The 17,400-nt window shown below is 57.8% G+C and carries 18 protein-coding genes; 3 read left to right on the plus strand and 15 right to left on the minus strand.

Annotated elements, in window-relative coordinates; all coding sequences use genetic code 11:
• Positions 1–1,432 (minus strand): IMP dehydrogenase (locus RT018_RS03100; RefSeq protein ID WP_312939137.1); only part of this gene is annotated, 1,432 nt, incomplete at its 3' end.
• A gap of 257 nt (positions 1,433–1,689) precedes the next feature.
• Positions 1,690–2,415 carry a GntR family transcriptional regulator gene (locus RT018_RS03105; RefSeq protein WP_312939140.1) on the minus strand — a complete coding sequence of 242 codons (726 nt, stop codon included), beginning with the start codon at positions 2,413–2,415 and terminating at the stop codon, positions 1,690–1,692.
• A gap of 309 nt (positions 2,416–2,724) precedes the next feature.
• On the opposite strand from RT018_RS03105, the gene RT018_RS03110 reads away from it, so the two are divergent.
• The gene (locus RT018_RS03110) at positions 2,725–3,243 is read left to right on the plus strand and encodes a shikimate kinase (RefSeq protein ID WP_312939141.1); all 519 of its coding nucleotides are present in this window, start codon (positions 2,725–2,727) and stop codon (positions 3,241–3,243) included.
• Positions 3,244–3,253: 10 nt separating this feature from the next.
• The gene (locus tag RT018_RS03115; protein ID WP_312939143.1) at positions 3,254–3,559 is read left to right on the plus strand and encodes a hypothetical protein; all 306 of its coding nucleotides are present in this window, start codon (positions 3,254–3,256) and stop codon (positions 3,557–3,559) included.
• Positions 3,560–3,718: 159 nt separating this feature from the next.
• Here RT018_RS03115 and RT018_RS03120 read toward each other — a convergent pair whose 3' ends face one another.
• From RT018_RS03120 to trkA, 13 genes are all read right to left on the minus strand, one after another.
• Positions 3,719–4,228, minus strand: coding sequence for a GreA/GreB family elongation factor (locus RT018_RS03120; protein ID WP_312939146.1), 510 nt, complete (start codon positions 4,226–4,228; stop codon positions 3,719–3,721).
• 27 nt (positions 4,229–4,255) lie between these two features.
• Entirely contained in the window at positions 4,256–4,618 is a 363-nt protein-coding gene (locus RT018_RS03125; RefSeq protein WP_312939149.1) for a DMT family transporter, read from the minus strand.
• Between the two features lie 15 nt (positions 4,619–4,633).
• Complete coding sequence (locus RT018_RS03130; RefSeq protein WP_312939151.1) at positions 4,634–5,290, minus strand: DMT family transporter; 657 nt, start codon at positions 5,288–5,290, stop codon at positions 4,634–4,636.
• 114 nt (positions 5,291–5,404) lie between these two features.
• Positions 5,405–6,565 (minus strand): DMT family transporter, encoded by a 1,161-nt coding sequence (locus RT018_RS03135; protein WP_312939154.1) that lies wholly within the window; start codon positions 6,563–6,565, stop codon positions 5,405–5,407.
• A 31-nt stretch (positions 6,566–6,596) separates the two neighbouring features.
• Positions 6,597–7,022: an aspartate carbamoyltransferase regulatory subunit gene (locus RT018_RS03140; protein WP_312939157.1), complete on the minus strand. Its 426-nt coding sequence runs from the start codon at positions 7,020–7,022 to the stop codon at positions 6,597–6,599.
• A gap of 14 nt (positions 7,023–7,036) precedes the next feature.
• Positions 7,037–7,963, minus strand: a complete 927-nt coding sequence (gene pyrB / locus RT018_RS03145) for an aspartate carbamoyltransferase (RefSeq protein WP_312939159.1) — start codon at positions 7,961–7,963, stop codon at positions 7,037–7,039.
• 34 nt (positions 7,964–7,997) lie between these two features.
• On the minus strand, positions 7,998–8,636 hold the full coding sequence (gene pyrE, locus RT018_RS03150) for an orotate phosphoribosyltransferase (protein WP_312939160.1): 639 nt from the start codon (positions 8,634–8,636) through the stop codon (positions 7,998–8,000).
• A gap of 51 nt (positions 8,637–8,687) precedes the next feature.
• Positions 8,688–9,392 (minus strand): orotidine-5'-phosphate decarboxylase, encoded by a 705-nt coding sequence (gene pyrF, locus RT018_RS03155; RefSeq protein ID WP_312939163.1) that lies wholly within the window; start codon positions 9,390–9,392, stop codon positions 8,688–8,690.
• The gene (locus RT018_RS03160; protein ID WP_312939165.1) at positions 9,385–10,302 is read right to left on the minus strand and encodes a dihydroorotate dehydrogenase; all 918 of its coding nucleotides are present in this window, start codon (positions 10,300–10,302) and stop codon (positions 9,385–9,387) included. Before RT018_RS03160 ends, pyrF begins: the two co-directional genes overlap by 8 nt.
• A complete protein-coding gene (locus tag RT018_RS03165) occupies positions 10,296–11,033 on the minus strand; it encodes a dihydroorotate dehydrogenase electron transfer subunit (RefSeq protein WP_312939168.1) in 738 nt (245 codons plus the stop codon). Before RT018_RS03165 ends, RT018_RS03160 begins: the two co-directional genes overlap by 7 nt.
• Entirely contained in the window at positions 11,030–12,313 is a 1,284-nt protein-coding gene (locus tag RT018_RS03170) for a dihydroorotase (protein WP_312939171.1), read from the minus strand. The genes RT018_RS03165 and RT018_RS03170 overlap by 4 nt, the downstream gene beginning before the upstream one ends.
• A gap of 170 nt (positions 12,314–12,483) precedes the next feature.
• Entirely contained in the window at positions 12,484–13,938 is a 1,455-nt protein-coding gene (locus RT018_RS03175) for a TrkH family potassium uptake protein (RefSeq protein ID WP_312939173.1), read from the minus strand.
• Positions 13,939–13,954: 16 nt separating this feature from the next.
• Complete coding sequence (trkA, locus tag RT018_RS03180) at positions 13,955–15,313, minus strand: Trk system potassium transporter TrkA (protein ID WP_312939175.1); 1,359 nt, start codon at positions 15,311–15,313, stop codon at positions 13,955–13,957.
• A gap of 190 nt (positions 15,314–15,503) precedes the next feature.
• Here trkA and RT018_RS03185 point away from each other — a divergent pair.
• On the plus strand, positions 15,504–17,400 hold a 1,897-nt coding region (locus RT018_RS03185), incomplete at its 3' end, for a TetM/TetW/TetO/TetS family tetracycline resistance ribosomal protection protein (RefSeq protein WP_312939177.1).

Raw genomic sequence — 17,400 nt, forward strand, 5'->3', positions numbered from 1 at the left:
CCAGCGTCAGTTTGGCCCTTTCCCGCAACTCGGGGATGCTCAGCGCGCCGCAGTTACACATGGTGGAGCGAATTTTTGCAAGGGTGGTGGACATGCCGTCCGCCAGAGCGCCGGCATACGGAACGTAAGAATCCACGCCTTCTTCAAAGCTGAGCTTTTTGTCGCCGCCTAAGTCATACCGCTCCCAGTTCCGGGCGCGGGCGCTGCCCTCGCCCCAATACTCCTTCATATAGCTTCCGCCCACCAGTGTCTTTGCGGTGGGGCTTTCGTCAAACCGGGAGAAGTACCGTCCCAACATGCAAAAGTCTGCGCCCATAGCCAGCGCCAGCGTGATGTGATAGTCCTGCACAACGCCTCCGTCGGCGCAGATGGGGACATAAACCCCGGTCTCTTCGAAATACCGGTCTCGCTCCGCCGCCACGTCAATCACTGCCGTGGCCTGTCCCCGACCAATGCCCTTCGTTTCCCGGGTGATGCAGATGGAGCCGCCACCGATGCCAACCTTTACGAAGTCGGCCCCGGCGTCCGCCAGAAAGCGGAAACCCTCGCCGTCCACCACGTTGCCCGCGCCGATTTTCACGCGGTCACCGTATTTCTCGCGGACCCAGAAAAGGCAGCGCTTTTGCCATTCGGAAAAGCCCTCGGACGAATCCATGACCAGTACGTCCGCGCCAGCCTCCACCAGCGCGGGAATCCGTTCCTCATAGTCCCGGGTGTTGATACCCGCGCCCACCACATAGCGCTTATGCTCGTCCAGCAGCTCCAGAGGGTTGTCCTTATGGGTGTCGTAGTCCTTGCGGAACACAAAGGCCACCAAGGCCCCGTCCTCAGAGACGATGGGCAGAGCATTGAGCTTGTGGTCCCAAATCAGGTTATTGGCCTCCTTCAGGCTGGTGCCCTCCGGGGCGAAGATCAGTTTTTCCATGGGAGTCATAAAGGAAGATACCTTCTCTTTGCCATCCATGCGGCTGACGCGGTAATCCCGGCTGGTGACAAGGCCCAAAAGCCGGCCGGTGCCGCTACCATCTTCCGTCACAGCCATGGTGGAATGACCCGTTTTTTCCTTCAGGGCCAGCACGTCGAAAAGCGTGCTGTCGGGCCGCAGGTTGGAATCGCTGACCACAAAGCCCGCCTTGTGACCCTTTACGCGGCGGACCATCTCGGCCTGCCGGTCGATGGGCTGGGACACATAGATAAAGGCCACGCCGCCCTCCCGCGCAAGGGCAATGCCCATCTCATCCCCGGAGACGGACTGCATCACGGCGGAAACCATGGGGACATTGGCGGAAAGAGCGGGCTTCTCTCCCCGGCGGAATTTCACAAGGGGCGTTATCAGGGACACGTTGGCGGGAATGCACTCCGCGGAGGAGTAGCCCGGCACCAGCAGGTACTCGCTGAAGGTGTGGGAGGGTTCGTTAAAAAAATATGCCATAAGGCCACCTCTTTCGTTGTGTATGTTGGAGGGAAACGGATGGCGCAAACGCGACAGACGCCGAAAGGCAAGCTTCCATCCGATTTTTCTTGTCCTCTACAATACCACGTCCCCAGGAAAAAGCAACGGGAAAGGGAAAAAAGTCTGGAAAAATGCGGAGATTATAGCCGCCGGGGAACAGGTTTTGCGGAATTCTATGCAAAAAGACGCGGGAAGTCCCGCGTCTTTTCCAAACTCCTAAATCAGAGGAGGGCTTGTCACAGCTTTTTGCGCATGACGGTCAGATTGAAAATGCCGTCCGTAAAATACTGGCGGGAGTAAAATACCGGCTTCCCGTCGATGTCGTAATCCACCTCGTCCATGCGCAGCAGGGGTGCGCCCACAGGGAGACCGAAAATTTCAGAAAGAGCTTCATCTGCCAGTCCGGGTCGCACGTCGGTCAGGTCTAAATAAGGGGTCACATCACAGAATTGACCGAGAAAATGGAAAATGGGAAACTTGAGGTCCCGGGCGGTGTAAGTGCCGTTTACAAGCGCCTTTTCGATAATGTCCTCGCAGTAGATGGCGGGTTTGTCATCGGCGGTGCACAGCCGGGAAATGCGAATAACCGGGGCGTTGACCGGGATGCAAAGCTTGTGGGCCACATCCGCGTCCGCCTGATCGTCTGCCGTCTGAACAAAAGCAACGGCGGGCTTATGCCCGCTCTGGCGAATCATGTCCAGAAATTCCAGCTCAATGTCCATGCGCGTCTGAATATCTAAAACGTGACGGTTGATGACGGTTCCCACGCCGTGGCGGCGGGTAATAAAGCCTTCTCGCTCCAAAGAGGCCAGCACGTCCCGCAACTGCGTGCGGCTGATTCCCATGCTCTCCGCCAGCGCGCTCTCCCGGGGAAGACGGTCGCAATTGGCATAGGCGCCGTCCCGCATGGCGGAGAGAAGCTGCGTGCGAATGGTTTTGGACCGGGGAAGCTGACCGTTCATAATACGTACCTCATTATCGATAAAATCTATCATTGTAGGTAATACCTCATAAGCTGCCCCCATTATAGCCGCCTTTGCGGTTTGTCGCAACTGACAAAATCCACAGATTTCGTCCTCGGGCTTTTATGCAGAGAGGAAGCTTCAGAAAATTGATTTTTGTGTAAATTAGAGGTGGACATTTGTCTGTGAAATTATTATAATGGCAGTTGTCGACGCTGCGCCAACTCATTTGACGGCTGTGACACGCGGACGGACTGAGGTTTTCCGGCGAATTTGAGGGCGCGGGGAGAGCATTTTAAGGAGGAGCTTGTGAAAAATCTGATTTTAATCGGTATGCCCGGCACGGGCAAGAGCGCCGTGGGCAGGGCCTTGGCGGAGCGCCTGGGGTATACGTTTTTAGATGTGGACGATGTGATTAATGAGCGAACCGGAAAGACCCTGAAAGAATTGCTGATGGAGATGGGCGTGGACGCCTTTGTGGTGCTGGAGGGAATGATCGGCGAAAGCTTGAACCTTGAAAGCACCGTGGTTGCCACCGGCGGCAGCATGGTACTCTCCCATAATGCCATGGAACATTTGCTGGAAAACGGCGTTGGAATCTGGCTGGAAACGCCTTTGCGGGACATTGAGGGCCGGATGCCGGAGGATCTGTGGGACCGGGGCATTGCCGCCCCTAGAGACATGACCATCCGGGAGATTTACCGAGAGCGGGAGCCGCTGTATTCCAAATATGCAGACATGATTGTGGCCAGCCGGGAAGGCGAGGATGCCACCGCCCATCAGGTGGAGCAGGTGATGCGCACCGTGGGCCTGAGCCTGAAAAGATGAGAGGATGCCTATGAATATCAAAACAAAAAGAGCGGCTATGCTCAGTTTGCTGGCCGTGTCCGTTGTCTGGAACGGACTGTGCCTACTGGGGGTTCTTCCCCTGTCGTATTTCAAGCTTTCCGTGTTTTTGCCTGCGGGATGCGCGGCGGCGGTGGTATTTGTGCCGCTGCTGTTTCCGGCGTTCAGAACCGCCGGTGGAACATCAAATGCTTATTCAGCGCTTACGCCCAAGGAAAAGTGTTTGTCACTGGTGACGCTTGGGCTGGCTGCGGCGTGGATTGTTACGCTGGCGGTCTGCGTCGCCTATTCCGGATAGCTGACCTGTGCAAAGCAAAGCGCCGCAGGCGGTGGGACGCACCGCTGTTTGCGCAAAGTGCGGTGGCCCGCTGTAAACAAAGCGAGGTAAAAGCCCCCCGGCTCGTCAAGAGCCGGGGGTTTTGTAATTTGGTATACCGCGTTTGGGACGCTAGGCGCTTTAGTAGCCGCTGATTTCCAGAGACGGATCGTCCGTGCCCTTTTCTACGGATTGGATGGTCAGTTCATACTCCCGCCCCTCGCCCAGCTCCACGCGGACGACCTCTCCGGCCCGGTGGCCCAGCACCGCTCTTGCAACCGGAGATTCTTTACTGATCAGGCCCTTTAGCGCGTCCTGACGCAATGTGGTAACGATACGGATGGTCTGGGGGACGCCCGTGGGGGCGGGGACGATGACCACGGTGTCGAACAAGCCTGCGCCGTCCGCTGTGTCGGCGGTATCGGGTTGAATGATTTTTGCGGTTTGAATCATTTTCTGGAGATAGCGAATGCGGCTGTCGTTGCGGTTTTTGTCCCGCTTGGCGCATTTGTACTCGAAGTTTTCGCTGAGATCGCCGAACCCCCGGGCTATTTGCACGTCCTCGATCAGCTTAGGCCGCAACACGGCGGTGCGGTAAGAAATCTCTTCCTCCATTTTTTGAATGTCAACTTCTGTCAGCTCGTCGTACATAAAACCCTCCCAAGCATAATTTTCATGTTACGGGTTCTGCTTTTGTCCTCTGCATGCCGGAACCACTTCACATGCGCCCATTCCGTTTCCTCCGGCGGGAGCTTTATCCGCGGTGCCGGCCCCGGAGGGGGCGTTTTCCGCCTTGCCGGATACGGTGCTGTCCGTCGCTCTTCCTTCCCGTGCCAGCAGGAAGATGGTGGACAGAATCAGGATAAAGCCAATCAGGTCCGCCGGAGAAAAGGCCGTGCGCAGCCACAGGGCGGAGCAAACCGTGGCAGACACCGGCTCGGTGGCCGCCAGCATGGAGGACTTCACTGGCCCGATGTCAGAAATACCCTGCATAAACATGGGAAACGCCAAAGCAGAGCCTAAAATCACCCTACCTGCCACCGCCAGCCAACCCTGCTATGGCAGGCTTACGGAATAGCGCCAGCTCCGGGCGGCAAGATTTATGAACACCCCACCGATCAGCATACCCGCGCCCGTGACCATCAACTGCCCCCAGCGCCGCACCAGTACCCGAGGCAGCAGGGTATAGGTCGTTGCCGCCACCGCGGTGAGCAGGCCCCTGAAAAGACCCCGTACAGAAAGAGACATCTGTTCGGGGTTTCCGCCGGTTGCCAAAATGAAGGTTCCTGTCAGCGCCAGCAGCAGCGCCGTGGTCTGCACCCGGCTGGGCAGCGTCCGGGTATGGGTGCAGGTGATATGCATAACCAATACAAGGCTCAGAGTTTGCAGCACGGTGGTGGTGCCCGCATTGCTATACCCGATGGCGGTCAGATACGCATACTGACACATCAATAGGCCAAACAGGCCAAAGACCGTCAGCTTTGCAAGTTCCCAAGGCTGGCGGATCAGCGCCAGCAGATCCCGCCCGTATTTGGGTAGAATCAGCAGCGTCAGAATTCCGCCACCCACCAATGTCCGCACGCACACCAGCCAGATGGACGGCACGCCGAAGGTTTCAAACAGATATTGTCCGCAGGCGCCAGAGACGCCCCAAAAAACACCGCCAACCGAGGAGCACAGAGTGCCCCGCAGGGCGCGTTGCTTGTCATTCATGAAAGTACCTCTCGATACATGGAAGCCCCGGCACAGCGGCGCCGGTGAATCCTAAAAAAACGCGGCCTCCCGTTGTTGCGGGAAGCCGCGCGGTATCTTCGATTCTAACGCATTTTATTCAGGATTGCAAGGCCCATCCTCGGGGAGAAGGCTCTCGGCGACCACGCAGGCGACAATGATACCAGCCCCCAGAAATCCTGCGGGACTGAGTCGTTCTCCCAAAAGAAGAAAGGAGAACAGCGCTGTCATCACCGGGCAGATACTCTGCACCAGAGAAACCGTCCGGGCGGATACAACGGTCAGGGCGGTGTTTTGCAGCAAAAAACCGCCCACTGTGCAGGGAATTGCCAGATAGAACACCACGCCCCACACCCCGGGCGGGGCGGCGGAGAGAGAGAACAAGCCTCCGTCATGGAAAAAGGCGCAAGTTCCCGCCAGCACCGCTGCCGTGGCGGCTTGGACGGCGGAGAGGGTCAGGGGGTCCACACGGCATAGGGATTTCTGTCCCAGCACCAAAGCGCCCGACAAAAGCAAAGCCGTCAGCAGTGCCAACGCTTCCCCCGGGCCAAAGCCGCTTAGGCCGCCCCGTCCGCAAAGAAAATACAGCCCTGCCACCACAAAAAACTGGATGGGAATATGCTTACGGGAGTATTTCCGACGAAGCAGCGCCAGCGCCAGCAGAGGCGTCAGCACCGTGGAAAGGGAGCGGAGAAATGCCATGCTGGTGGCAGCGGTGAGGGTGATTGCCACATTGCCCACCACATTTGCCGAGGCGATACATAGGGCCGGGCCAATCCAGTCTCGGACGCGGCAGCGGCGCAGCCCCGCCGCGATCCGTCTGCCGGAAAACACGGCCAGCGTAAACAGCGCCAACAGATACCGGGCGAAAAGCAGCGCAAAGACCGGCACCACATGGAATGCATTTTTGGAAAGGGGGTCTCCAAAGCCAAAAAATAAACTTTGCAGCAGAATTAGGCCCACAGCCAGCCGGGGTGTCAGGCGCGGAGCGGGAACGCTTGCCGAGTCCGGTGGTTGGCCGTCTGTCCCCGGAGTGTCTGAACACAAGTCGTCCCCCGATGGGGCGGAATCCTCCTCCAAGTGTTCCTCCGGGGCGCATGCTGGATATGCATCCAAACCGCACTCCGGGCACTCTGCGGAAAAAAACGGATTCCCCAAATCGGAAGTCGGCGCGGGGAGCACGGCTGAACCATTGTCCAACACAGGGGGAACCGCTTCCGGGTTTTCTTCCAAAGCTGCGTTAAACAGCCGTTCCATCCGCGATCACCCCTCCTATTTGCTCAAAAATTTAAAACTTTCGCTTTTTCTCCGCGTCGCAATAGGCGCAGCGATAAACATGCTTCTCCCGGTCGCTCAAAAGGAAGATGGCGTCAAGCTGCGGCTCCTCCGCCGTGATGCACCGGGGGTTTTTGCAGTGGATAATGTTTGTCAGCCGCGCGGGAAGCTCCAGATGCTTTTTCGCCACCCGCACTCCGTCTCGGATGATGTTGACGGTGATGTTGGAGTCTATGTAACCCAACACGTCCAAATCCACTTCCAAGGGGGAGTCAATTTTAATAATATCCTTTTTGCCCATCCCCTGGCTGCGGACGTTTTTAATAATGGCCACGGAGCAGTCCAGCAGGTTCAGATGCAAATACTTGTAGATGTCCATGGATTTTCCGGCTTGAATGTGGTCCAGCACCACGCCGTTTTGAATGCTGTCGATATTCACTGGCAAACCCTCCTTCATTCCGCGCGCAGGCCCAACAGCAAAAGAATCAGGGCCATGCGAATAAACTTTCCGTTTCTCACCTGCCCGAAATAGCAGGCCCGGGGGTCGTCATCCACCGCCACCGCAATCTCGTTTACCCGGGGAAGAGGGTGGAGAATACACAAATCTCTCTTTGCGGGAATCAGCTTCTCCGGGTCCAGAACATAGGTATCCTTCAGACGGATATAGTCAGCTTCGTTGAAAAACCGCTCTTTTTGCACCCGGGTCATATACAAAATGTCAAGGTTCGGGATGGCATCTTCCAGCGAATCCGTCTCCCGAAAGGAAAGCCCTTGCTTTTCCAGCACGTTTTCCTTCAGATAGCCGGGCAGCTTCAGCTCCTCCGGGGAGATGAACACAAAGCGGATGCCGCTTTGCCGGGCAAGCGCATTCACAAGCGAATGAACCGTGCGCCCGAACTTCAGGTCGCCGCAAAAACCGATGGTAAAATCGCTCAGCCGCCCCTTTTCCCGGTGAATGGTCAAAAGATCCGTCAAAGTCTGGGTGGGATGGTTGTGGCCGCCGTCCCCGGCGTTGATAATGGGGACCTCTGCGCGCTGGGCGGCGGCAAAGGGTGCGCCCTCCTTGGGGTGGCGCATGGCGATGATATCCGCATAGCAGCTCACGGTGCGGACCGTGTCCGTCACGGTTTCGCCTTTGGTGGTGGAAGAGGACGACGCCTCGGAAAAGCCCAGCACGCTGCCGCCAAGGGCCAGCATGGCGGATTCAAAGCTCAGCCGCGTGCGGGTGGAAGGCTCAAAAAACAACGTGGCAAGCTGTTTGTGGGCGCAGAGGTCTTGATATTTTGAGGGATGGTCAATCATGTCCTCTGCAGTGGCGATTAAGTCGTCAATTTCGGCGGGGGTCAGGTCGGTGATGTCGATGAGGTTTCGGTTTGACATGGAGATGCTCCTTTCCTGTGTGCCGCAAAGAGAATTAAACGGTCATCCAACTCTCGTCGCCGGGGTTGGCGCGGAATTGCTTGAGACGACGGATGTCTTCGGGCTTAATTTTTCCCTCTTGCGCTGCCACTTCGCATACCGCGTCGAGATTGCTCAGGCTGAAATTTGCCACATCGGCAGATGCCAACCGATCAAGGCCCTTTTGAAGACCGTAGGTAAAGATGGAGGCGATGCCCAGCACTTGCGCTCCGGCCTCCCGCAGAACCTCCACCACCTCGATGCAGCTTCCACCGGTGGAAATCAGGTCTTCCACCACCACGACCTTTGCGCCTTTTTCCAGCTTGCCCTCAATCTGGTTGCCCCGGCCGTGGTCCTTGTGGCCGGAGCGGACATAACCCATGGGCAGGTCCATGAGATGGCCGACAATGGCGGCGTGGGCAATGCCTGCGGTGGAAGTGCCCATCAGTACCTCGACCTCGGGAAACCGCTCCCGAATCAATGAGACAAGCCCTTCTTCCACATGGGTGCGCACCGCAGGGGCGGTAAGCGTCAGGCGGTTGTCGCAGTAGATGGGGCTGCGGATGCCGCTGGCCCATGTAAATGGCTCGTCTGGCCGCAGAAACACCGCGCCGATGGATAAAAGATCATGGGCAATCCCGTGCTCCGTATTCATGTCGTTTCGCTCCTTATAATTTAATAGATAGATGCTGACGAAAAAACGTGCTTATTCTCCCAGAAACTCCCGCAACGCGCGGCGGTAAGCCGCCACGGGGTCCGCCGACTGCGTGATGGGACGGCCCATCACCAGATAGTCGCAGCCGCTCGATCCTGCCCGCTCCGGGGTCATGACCCGCTTCTGGTCCCCCGCATCTCCGTCCGCAAAGCGGACGCCGGGAGTGACGGTGAGAAACTTACCTCCGCAGGCGGTTTTTACGCCCGCCGCTTCCAGAGGGGAGCACACCACGCCGTCAAGGCCAGACGCGGCAGCATTTTTGGCGTAGGAGAGCACGGTTTCTTCCATGGGAAGGTCAATCAGAAGCTCGTTTTTCAGTGTCCCGGGGTCTGTGGAGGTGAGCTGGGTCACGGCAATCAGCAAAGGCCGGGTCCCGTCCGGGCGGGTGAGCCCCTCTAGCGCGGCGCGCATCATTTCCGACGCACCTGCGGCATGGAGGTTTACCATGTCCACGTCCAGACGGCTGAGGACCCCCATGGCCCGCTTCACCGTGTTGGGAATGTCGTGGAGTTTTAAGTCCAGAAAGATTTTGTGGCCCCGGGCCTTGATGCTGCGGACCATGTCCGGCCCCTCGGCGTAAAACAGCTCCATGCCGATTTTTACATAGGGCTTTTCCCCCGCGGGAAAGCGGTCCAAAAACGCAAGCGCTTCCGCGCCGGAAGGGAAGTCCAGAGCGATAATAATATCCTTATGCATGATGTGCGCCTCCTGTCAAGAGTGAGATATCCGTCACGCCCAGCCGCTCACACACAGCGGGCAGCTTTTCAATAATGGTTTTGCAGACGGCGGGGTTTTTCAGGTTTGCCGCGCCAATTTCAACGGCGGAAGCCCCCGCCAGCATCATTTCACAAACGTCCTCGGCGGAGCTGGTCCCGCCGCAGCCGATGATGGGCAGGTTCGTGGCCTCGTACACGTCCCACACCATCCGCAGTGCCACCGGAAATACGGCGGGGCCGGACAAGCCCCCTGTGCGGTTTGCAAGCAGAGGACGCTTTGTGTGCAGGTCAATACGCATGCCAAGCAAGGTGTTGATGAGGCACAGGCCGTCCGCTCCCGCGTCGGCGCAAGCTCGGGCAATTTGGCCAATGTCCGTTACGTTGGGGGAGAGCTTGATGAATACCGGCTTGTCCGTGGCGGCTTTTACTGCCGCGGTCACCTCCGCGGCGGCGACGGGATCGGAGCCAAAGTTCTTGCCCCCCGCGTGGACGTTGGGGCAGGAGACGTTTACCTCAATGATGGCAACCTGCGGACAGGTGTTTAATTTGCGGCAGTTCTCCGCGTATTCCTCCACGGTTTCTCCGCCGATGTTGGCAATCACCGGGCCTTGAAAAATGGTGGCAATGTGAGGCAATTCCTCCGCAAGCACCGCGTCGATGCCCGGATTTTGTAATCCCACGGCGTTGAGCATTCCGCAGGCTGACTCTGCAATGCGGGGCTGGGGGTTGCCGAAGCGGGGAGTGGCGGTGGTGCCTTTAAAGGAAAAACTACCCAGAATATTCAAATCGTAAACCTCTGCGAATTCCCTTCCGTAGCCAAAGGTACCGGAAGCGGGGATGACAGGGTTTTTTAGTTGCACATTTCCCAGCTTCACACGCAAATCTACCATACCAGCTCCTCCTTCCGGAATACGGGGCCTTCTTTACAGACCCGGCGTGGGCCGCTCGCCGTTTCAATGGTGCAGCCCATGCAGGCGCCAAATCCGCAGGCCATCCGAGCTTCAAAGCTATACTGCCCGTCCGTCAGTCCCGGCAGGGACCAGACAGCCCGGAGCATCGGCGTGGGGCCGCAGACAAAGGCAGTGGTGCAATCCCTTGCGGTGCGGGTCAGGTCGGTGACAAAACCTTTTGTGCCAAGGCTTCCGTCTTCCGTGGCGATAAAAAGACGGCAGCCCAGATCGGCAAACTCCTTGAGGTAAAACGCGTCCTTCCCGGTGCGAAAGCCAAGGGCCACCGTGGGACTGATTCCCCGTTCCAGGAGTCGCCCTGCAAGGCCAAACAGTGGGGCTGCGCCCACACCGCCGCCGATAAGAATGGGATTGGGAGGGCAGTGATCAAGGTCAAATCCGTTGCCAAGACCGGAGAGAGTGTCCAGTTCCGTGCCGGGGACGGAGCGAACCAATTCCCGAGTCCCGTCCCCCACCACGCGGATCAGCAACAGCAGCGCACCGCTGCCCCAGTTTGCCACGGAGATGGGACGGCGCAGGGATTTTCCCGGCAGGGCAATGTTTACAAACTGCCCGGGTGCGGTGATATCCGAGGTATCACCGGACAGAACCATTTCATAGGTATCGTCCGTGAGCTGACGGGTGTGCTCCACGGTAAAAAGAGATTGTTTCATACGTCCTCCCGTTGAAAATCAGTGTAGACCAGTTCTCCGTTGCAGACGGTGGCCGCCACGGCGGCGGATGCCAGCCACCCGTCAAAGGGAGTGGCCCGTCCCAGCGAACGGAAGGTGCTGCTGTCGATGCGATGGGGACGGTTCAGGTCCAGCACCGCCAGATCGGCAGGCGCGCCCGGCGCGATTTCTCCGCCGCTTAATCCGAAAATCTGTCGGGGGCGCAGGCACAGGCGGTTCACCAGCAGTTCAAGAGAAACAAGCCCCGTACGAACAAGTTGGGTGTATAACACGGGGAATGCCGTTTCCAGCCCCACGATACCAAAGGCACTGCGGCGCAGGCCCTTGGACTTCTCCTCAGCGGAGTGGGGGGCATGGTCTGTTGCAATACAATCGATGGTCCCGTCCAAAAGACCCTCCAAAAGCGCGTCCCGATCCTGGGCGGATCGCAGGGGCGGGTTCATTTTGAATCGTCCCTCGTCCTGCAAATCCTCCTCGCACAGCACCAGATAGTGAGGCCCCGTCTCGCAGGTGACGGGCAGGCCTTCGACCTTGGCTTGGCGGATGAGCTCCACGCTTTCTTTGGTGGAGATGTGGCACACGTGATATTGACACCCGGTTTCCCGCACCAGTCCAATGTCCCGCTCCACCTGCCGCCACTCGCTCTCCGACGAGATGCCGGGCAATCCGTGGGCCTTTGCAAAGGCTCCGTCGTGGATGCAGCCACCGGGGGTAAGCAGTTCGTTCACCTCACAGTGGGCCACAATGGGCCGGTTCAGCGCCTTTGCCATATGCATGGCGGCGCGCATCATCTCGTCGGACTGCACACCCCGTCCATCGTCGGAAAAGCCGATGACGTGAGGGGCCATGCTCTCCATGTCGGCGAGGAATATCCCCTGCTCTCCGGCGGTGACGGCCCCGTAGGGATAGACATGCACCTTTGCGTCCCGGGCGATCATGGTCAACTCCGGCTGGAGTGTTTCCAAGCTGTCCGGCACCGGTTTGAGGTTCGGCATGGGACACACAGCGGTGTACCCTCCCGCGGCGGCTGCCTCCGTGCCAGAGGAAATGGTCTCTTTATAAGAAAAACCAGGCTCTCGAAGATGTACATGCACATCGACGAAACCTGGAACAATAAAAAGACCATCTAATTTAATGACCGACTGATTGTCACGGGGAAGAGAGGGGGAAATGGAAACAATACGGCCATTCTCCACGGCCACGTCCGCCGTCTGAAAAGCGCCGTTTGAAAATACGCTGCCGCCGGTCAGCAGAAAGCCCATAGTATACCTCCTCAGATCATAGATTCTAACCATGCATTCTACCCGAATCCGAAAAGCTTGTCAATGACGGATATCAAAAAACAAACGCCGGAATGAGAAATCGCTTTGTGGTTTTTCCCAATGTAGAACTAAGGCGAAGGACGCGTCGCGCCCTCCGCCTCAGTTTAAACTTATCGCAGCAAGCTGCGTCTGCGTCCTTGCCAAAGAGATGGCCCCAAAAGGAGCATGGGAAACAGCTCCAACCGCCCTGCCAGCATATCAAAGCATAAAATCAGCTTGGATACGGGCGAAAATTCCGAAAAGTTACCCATTGGGCCAACGTCGCCAAGGCCGGGACCGATGTTGTTGATGCAGGAGATGACGGCGGTAAAGGTGGAGACAAGGTCAAATCCGTCCAGACTGATCAGCAGGGTGGACGCGCCCATCAGCAGCATGTAAACAACCAGAAAGACGTGGGTTCCCCGAAGAACCTTGCCGTTTACGGGGCGATCCTCCATCCGGACGGTGGCCACGGCGTTGGGATGCATCATCTGGCGCATGTCACTGAGAGCTGTTTTGCAAAAAATCACCAGACGAGCAATTTTAATGCCGCCGCCGGTGGATCCCGCGCAGGCCCCTGTGAACATTAAAAGCACCAGGATTATCTTGGAGAAGGTGGGCCAGAGGTTGAAATCGGTGGTGGCGTAGCCGGTTGTGGTAATAACGGAGGACACCTGAAAAAAGGCGTATCGCAGCGCCGTTGCAAAGGAGGAGAACTGGTGAGAGATGTTCCACGCAATGGTGAGGGTGGAAGCGGCCACAATCATAAGATAGATCCGCAGTTCTTCGGAGCGCAGCGCATCTCGCGCCCTGCCCATAATCAGGAAATAATAGAGATTAAAATTCACGCCGAACAGCAGCATAAAAGTGCCGATGACCACATCAAAATAAGGACTGTTATACGCGCCGATGCTGAGGCTTTTGGAACTGAAGCCGCCGGTTCCCGCGGTTCCAAAGGCACTGATGCACGCGTCAAACGCCGGCATGCCGCCCAGCAGCAGTAACACAACTTCGACCACCGTCATCAAAAGATAGATGCCGTATAGAATTTTGGCAGTGTCTCCCAGGCGGCTCACCAGCTTGCCTACAACAGGGCCAGGAACCTCCGCGCGCAAAATGTGCATTTCATGCCCGTCGGTCGTGGGCAGAATGGCCATGACAAACACCAGCACGCCCATGCCGCCCACCCAGTGGGTAAAGCTGCGCCAGAACAGCATACCCTGACTCAAAAGCTCCACATTTTTTAAAATACTCGCACCGGTGGTGGTGAAACCGGAGACGGTTTCAAAAAAGCAGTCTATAAAAGTGGGCATGGAGTGGGAAAGATAGAAAGGCAACGCGCCGAACAGGGACATCAAAATCCAAGCCAGCGCCACAATGGCAAGGCCGTCTCTTGCATAGAGCGCCTTGGACCGGTGAGAAATAAGGCTCAGCGGAATGCCGCAGAGGACCAGAGCCGCCATGGGAATTAAAAAGGGTTTCGCCGCCTCCCCGTACGCCATCGCCACCAGCGCAGGCAACGCCAACAACGCCGCCTCCACTAGCAAGATTTTGCCGAGGATGTTACAAATCATTCTTCTATTCAATGGATTGCCGTCCTTCTCACCGCAAAATGTCGCCGATGTCGTGCAGGGTACTGGTGGCCACAACAATCACGTCGTCGCCGGCGTTGATGGCGTCGGAGCCAGAGGGAATGATGATTTTTCCGCTTTGCCGCACAATGCCCGCCAGCAAAACGCCGGGGCGGAGCTTCAAATCCCTTAGAGGCACGCCGATGAGGGGAGAGTTGGAATGAATGCCAAATTCCAGCGCTTCCACCTTGCCGCCAATCAAACGGTGCAGTGTTTTAATCTGCGCACCGGAGGCGTTTTGCATCGCCAGAACATACTGCAAAATCAGCTCTGTGGTGACGGAGCCGGTGGAAACCACGCTGCCGATCAGCCCCGCACCCGCCACAAGATCCACCAGCGGCTGGCGATTGATTTTCGTAATGACTTTGCAATTTGGATTCTGCCGTGCCACGCTGAGGGACATCAGGATGTTGGCCTCGTCCATGCCGGTGATGGACACAAAGCCATCCGTTTGGTCCAGCCCCTCTTCCCGCAGAAGCTCACTGTCGGCGCCATCGCCGGTAATCACCAGCGCGCGGGGCAGCAGTTCGCTCATGTGGGTGGAGCGCTCAGTATCCTGTTCGATGATTTTAACAGTCATCCCCATCTCCAGAAGCTGCGCGCCCAGATAATAGCACAGCTTGCTGGCACCCACGATCATTACGGAAGAGGCTTTGCTTTTAAAGACGCCCAGATGACGGAAAAACTGCTCCAGTTCGTGGGCCGAGCCGGTGATGTAAATGGTGTCTCCCACCTTAAGGGCAAAATCGCCGGAGGGAATAATCGTCTCCTCGTTGCGGGCCACCGCGCAAATCAAAACCTTTGCCTTCAGGCTTTTCTGCAAGCTGCTCAGGTGCATGCCGTCCAGCGTGCTGCCGGAGCCCAGCCGGTATTCCACCAGCTCCAGCCGCCCCTTGGAAAAGGACTCTACCTTCATGGCATTGGGATAGCGCAAGACGCGGGCAATCTCCCGGGCGGTGGCCCGCTCCGGGTTAATGGCCATGGACAGGCCCAAAGTGCTTCGCATATAGCGAAGCTGCTCTCCGTATTCCGGATGGCGGATGCGAGCGATGGTGTATTCCACGCCCAAATATTTTGCCACCAGACAAATCAGGATGTTTAGCTCGTCGGTGGGGGCGGTGGCGATGAGTAGCTCGGTTCGTCCAGCGTCCGCCTCTTTCAGCACTTCGGCACTGGCACCGTTGCCGCACACGCCCATCACGTCGTATACGTTGACAGTGTGCTCTACAAGCCGGGGGTTTTGGTCGATCACGGTGACGCTGTGTTCCCGGGAAAGGCTCTGCGCCAGCGCCAGTCCGACTTTTCCAGCGCCCACGATAATGATTTTCATAGCTACGATCCTCAAATTTCACAGTTGTTGTCCTACGGCATGTGCCGTTAAGAAATCTTTACACGATTCCATCACTGCCATTATAGTGAATATTTTCGTAAAAGCAAATGTTATTTTTGACCGGGAGCCCCAAGACTGCTATACTGAGAGAAATTTAACGGAATTCAAGCGGAGAAGAGCGGAGTAAACGATGAAAAAGCTGGTAGTCGGGATATTGGCCCATGTGGACGCGGGAAAGACCACCCTGACGGAGGGACTTCTCTATGTGGGCGGCGCGCTGCGGCGTCTGGGTCGGGTGGACCATGGTGACGCGTTTTTAGATACCTTCGCGCTGGAGCGGGAACGGGGCGTGACGATTTTCTCAAAGCAGGCGGTGCTGCCCCTTGGAGAACGAGAGCTGACTCTGCTAGATACGCCCGGTCACGCGGATTTTTCCGCCGAGACGGAGCGGACGCTTTCGGTGCTGGACTGCGCGGTGCTGGTCATCAGCGGGGCGGATGGCGTGCAGGGCCACACCCTGACTCTTTGGCGTCTGCTGCGGCGATACGGCGTACCCACCATTTTATTTGTGAACAAAATGGACCAGCCGGGTACGGACCGCGCCGCGCTCCTCACGGAGCTGAAGAGGGGGCTGGACGGCGGCTGCGTGGATTTCTCCCGACCTTTTTCCGAGCGGGAAGAGGAAATGGCGCTGTGCGGCGAGGCCGCCATGGAGGAATATTTGGCCTCCGGCACGCTGCGGGACGAAATCGTTGCGGAGTTGGTCGGCGAGGAAAAGCTGTTTCCCTGCCTGTTTGGCGCGGCGCTGCGGCTGGACGGAGTGGAAGAACTTTTGGATTGCATCACTCGGTATGCTCCGGTGCCGGATTACGGCCAGGAGTTTGGCGCGAAGGTGTATAAAATCTCCCGGGACACGCAGGGCACCCGGCTGACCCATTTGAAGGTTACGGGCGGAACTCTGCGAGTGAAGGATCTTCTTTCCGGCAGCCAGGACGGAGAGGATTGGCAGGAAAAAGCAGACCAGCTTCGAATTTATTCCGGAGCGAAATTCCGCCCTGCCGACGCTGCCGAAGCGGGAACGGTCTGCGCCGTGGCAGGCCTGAGCCATACCTTTTCCGGGCAGGGCTTGGGCATGGAGACTGCCTCCGCCCCGCCAGTGTTGGAGCCGGCTTTAACCTGTCAGGTGCTTTTGCCGGATGGCTGCGATGTTCATACCGCGCTGGGCCAGCTCCGCCGGCTGGAGGATGAGGACCCCCAGCTCCGCGTGGTCTGGCAGGAGCGCACCGGGCGGATCAATGTACAGCTCATGGGCATCTTCCAGCAGGAGATTTTACAGCGGCTTTTAAAAGACCGGTTTGATCTGGATGTGACCTTTGGGCCCGGAGCAATTGTTTACCGGGAGACAATTGCCGCCCCCGTGGTGGGCATCGGGCATTTTGAGCCGTTGCGTCACTATGCGGAAGTCCACCTACTGCTGGAGCCTTTGGAGCGGGGCGCCGGATTGCGGTTTGCCACCGCCTGCCCGGAGGCGATGCTGGGGCTTGGCTGGCAGCGCTTGGCGCTGAGTCAGCTTGCGTGGAAAAAGCACCCCGGCGTGCTTACCGGCGCACCTGTTACGGACATGAAAATTACGCTGCTTGCGGGCCGCGCCCACGAAAAGCACACGGAGGGAGGCGACTTCCGTCAGGCGGCGTGGCGAGCGTTGCGGCAGGGACTGATGAGGGCGAACAGCATCTTATTAGAGCCGTGGTACGAATTTTCGCTTTCGGTTCCGCAGACCCAGACTGGCCGCGCTATGGCGGATATGCAGCGCATGGGCGGAGAGCTTGCCCCGCCGGAGACGCAGGGGGAACACGCGCTGTTTACCGGCGCGGCTCCGGTGTCCTCTCTGCGGGATTACGGCGCGGAGGTTGCTGCCTATACCAAGGGGCAGGGTCGGCTGTCCTTCGCCCCCGGCGGTTATCGGCCCTGCCCAAGGCAGGAACAGATCGTGGGAGAGATAGGCTACGACCCAGAGCGGGATTTGGACAACCCTGCGGATTCTATTTTTTGCGAGGGCGGGGCGGGGCACGTGGTAAAGTGGCGGG

Source organism: Oscillibacter sp. (assembly GCF_032060045.1).
In the GTDB taxonomy this organism is placed as follows: Bacteria; Bacillota; Clostridia; order Oscillospirales; family Oscillospiraceae; genus Oscillibacter.

Coding starts and splice junctions, on each gene's coding strand:
- RT018_RS03105 (WP_312939140.1), bottom strand. CDS start 2,415: ATGAACGGTCAGCTTCCCCGGTCCAAAACCATTCGCACGCAGCTTCTC.
- RT018_RS03115 (WP_312939143.1), top strand. CDS start 3,254: ATGAATATCAAAACAAAAAGAGCGGCTATGCTCAGTTTGCTGGCCGTG.
- RT018_RS03120 (WP_312939146.1), bottom strand. CDS start 4,228: ATGTACGACGAGCTGACAGAAGTTGACATTCAAAAAATGGAGGAAGAG.
- RT018_RS03130 (WP_312939151.1), bottom strand. CDS start 5,290: ATGAATGACAAGCAACGCGCCCTGCGGGGCACTCTGTGCTCCTCGGTT.
- RT018_RS03135 (WP_312939154.1), bottom strand. CDS start 6,565: ATGGAACGGCTGTTTAACGCAGCTTTGGAAGAAAACCCGGAAGCGGTT.
- pyrB (WP_312939159.1), bottom strand. CDS start 7,963: ATGTCAAACCGAAACCTCATCGACATCACCGACCTGACCCCCGCCGAA.
- pyrE (WP_312939160.1), bottom strand. CDS start 8,636: ATGAATACGGAGCACGGGATTGCCCATGATCTTTTATCCATCGGCGCG.
- pyrF (WP_312939163.1), bottom strand. CDS start 9,392: ATGCATAAGGATATTATTATCGCTCTGGACTTCCCTTCCGGCGCGGAA.
- RT018_RS03160 (WP_312939165.1), bottom strand. CDS start 10,302: ATGGTAGATTTGCGTGTGAAGCTGGGAAATGTGCAACTAAAAAACCCT.
- RT018_RS03165 (WP_312939168.1), bottom strand. CDS start 11,033: ATGAAACAATCTCTTTTTACCGTGGAGCACACCCGTCAGCTCACGGAC.
- RT018_RS03170 (WP_312939171.1), bottom strand. CDS start 12,313: ATGGGCTTTCTGCTGACCGGCGGCAGCGTATTTTCAAACGGCGCTTTT.
- trkA (WP_312939175.1), bottom strand. CDS start 15,313: ATGAAAATCATTATCGTGGGCGCTGGAAAAGTCGGACTGGCGCTGGCG.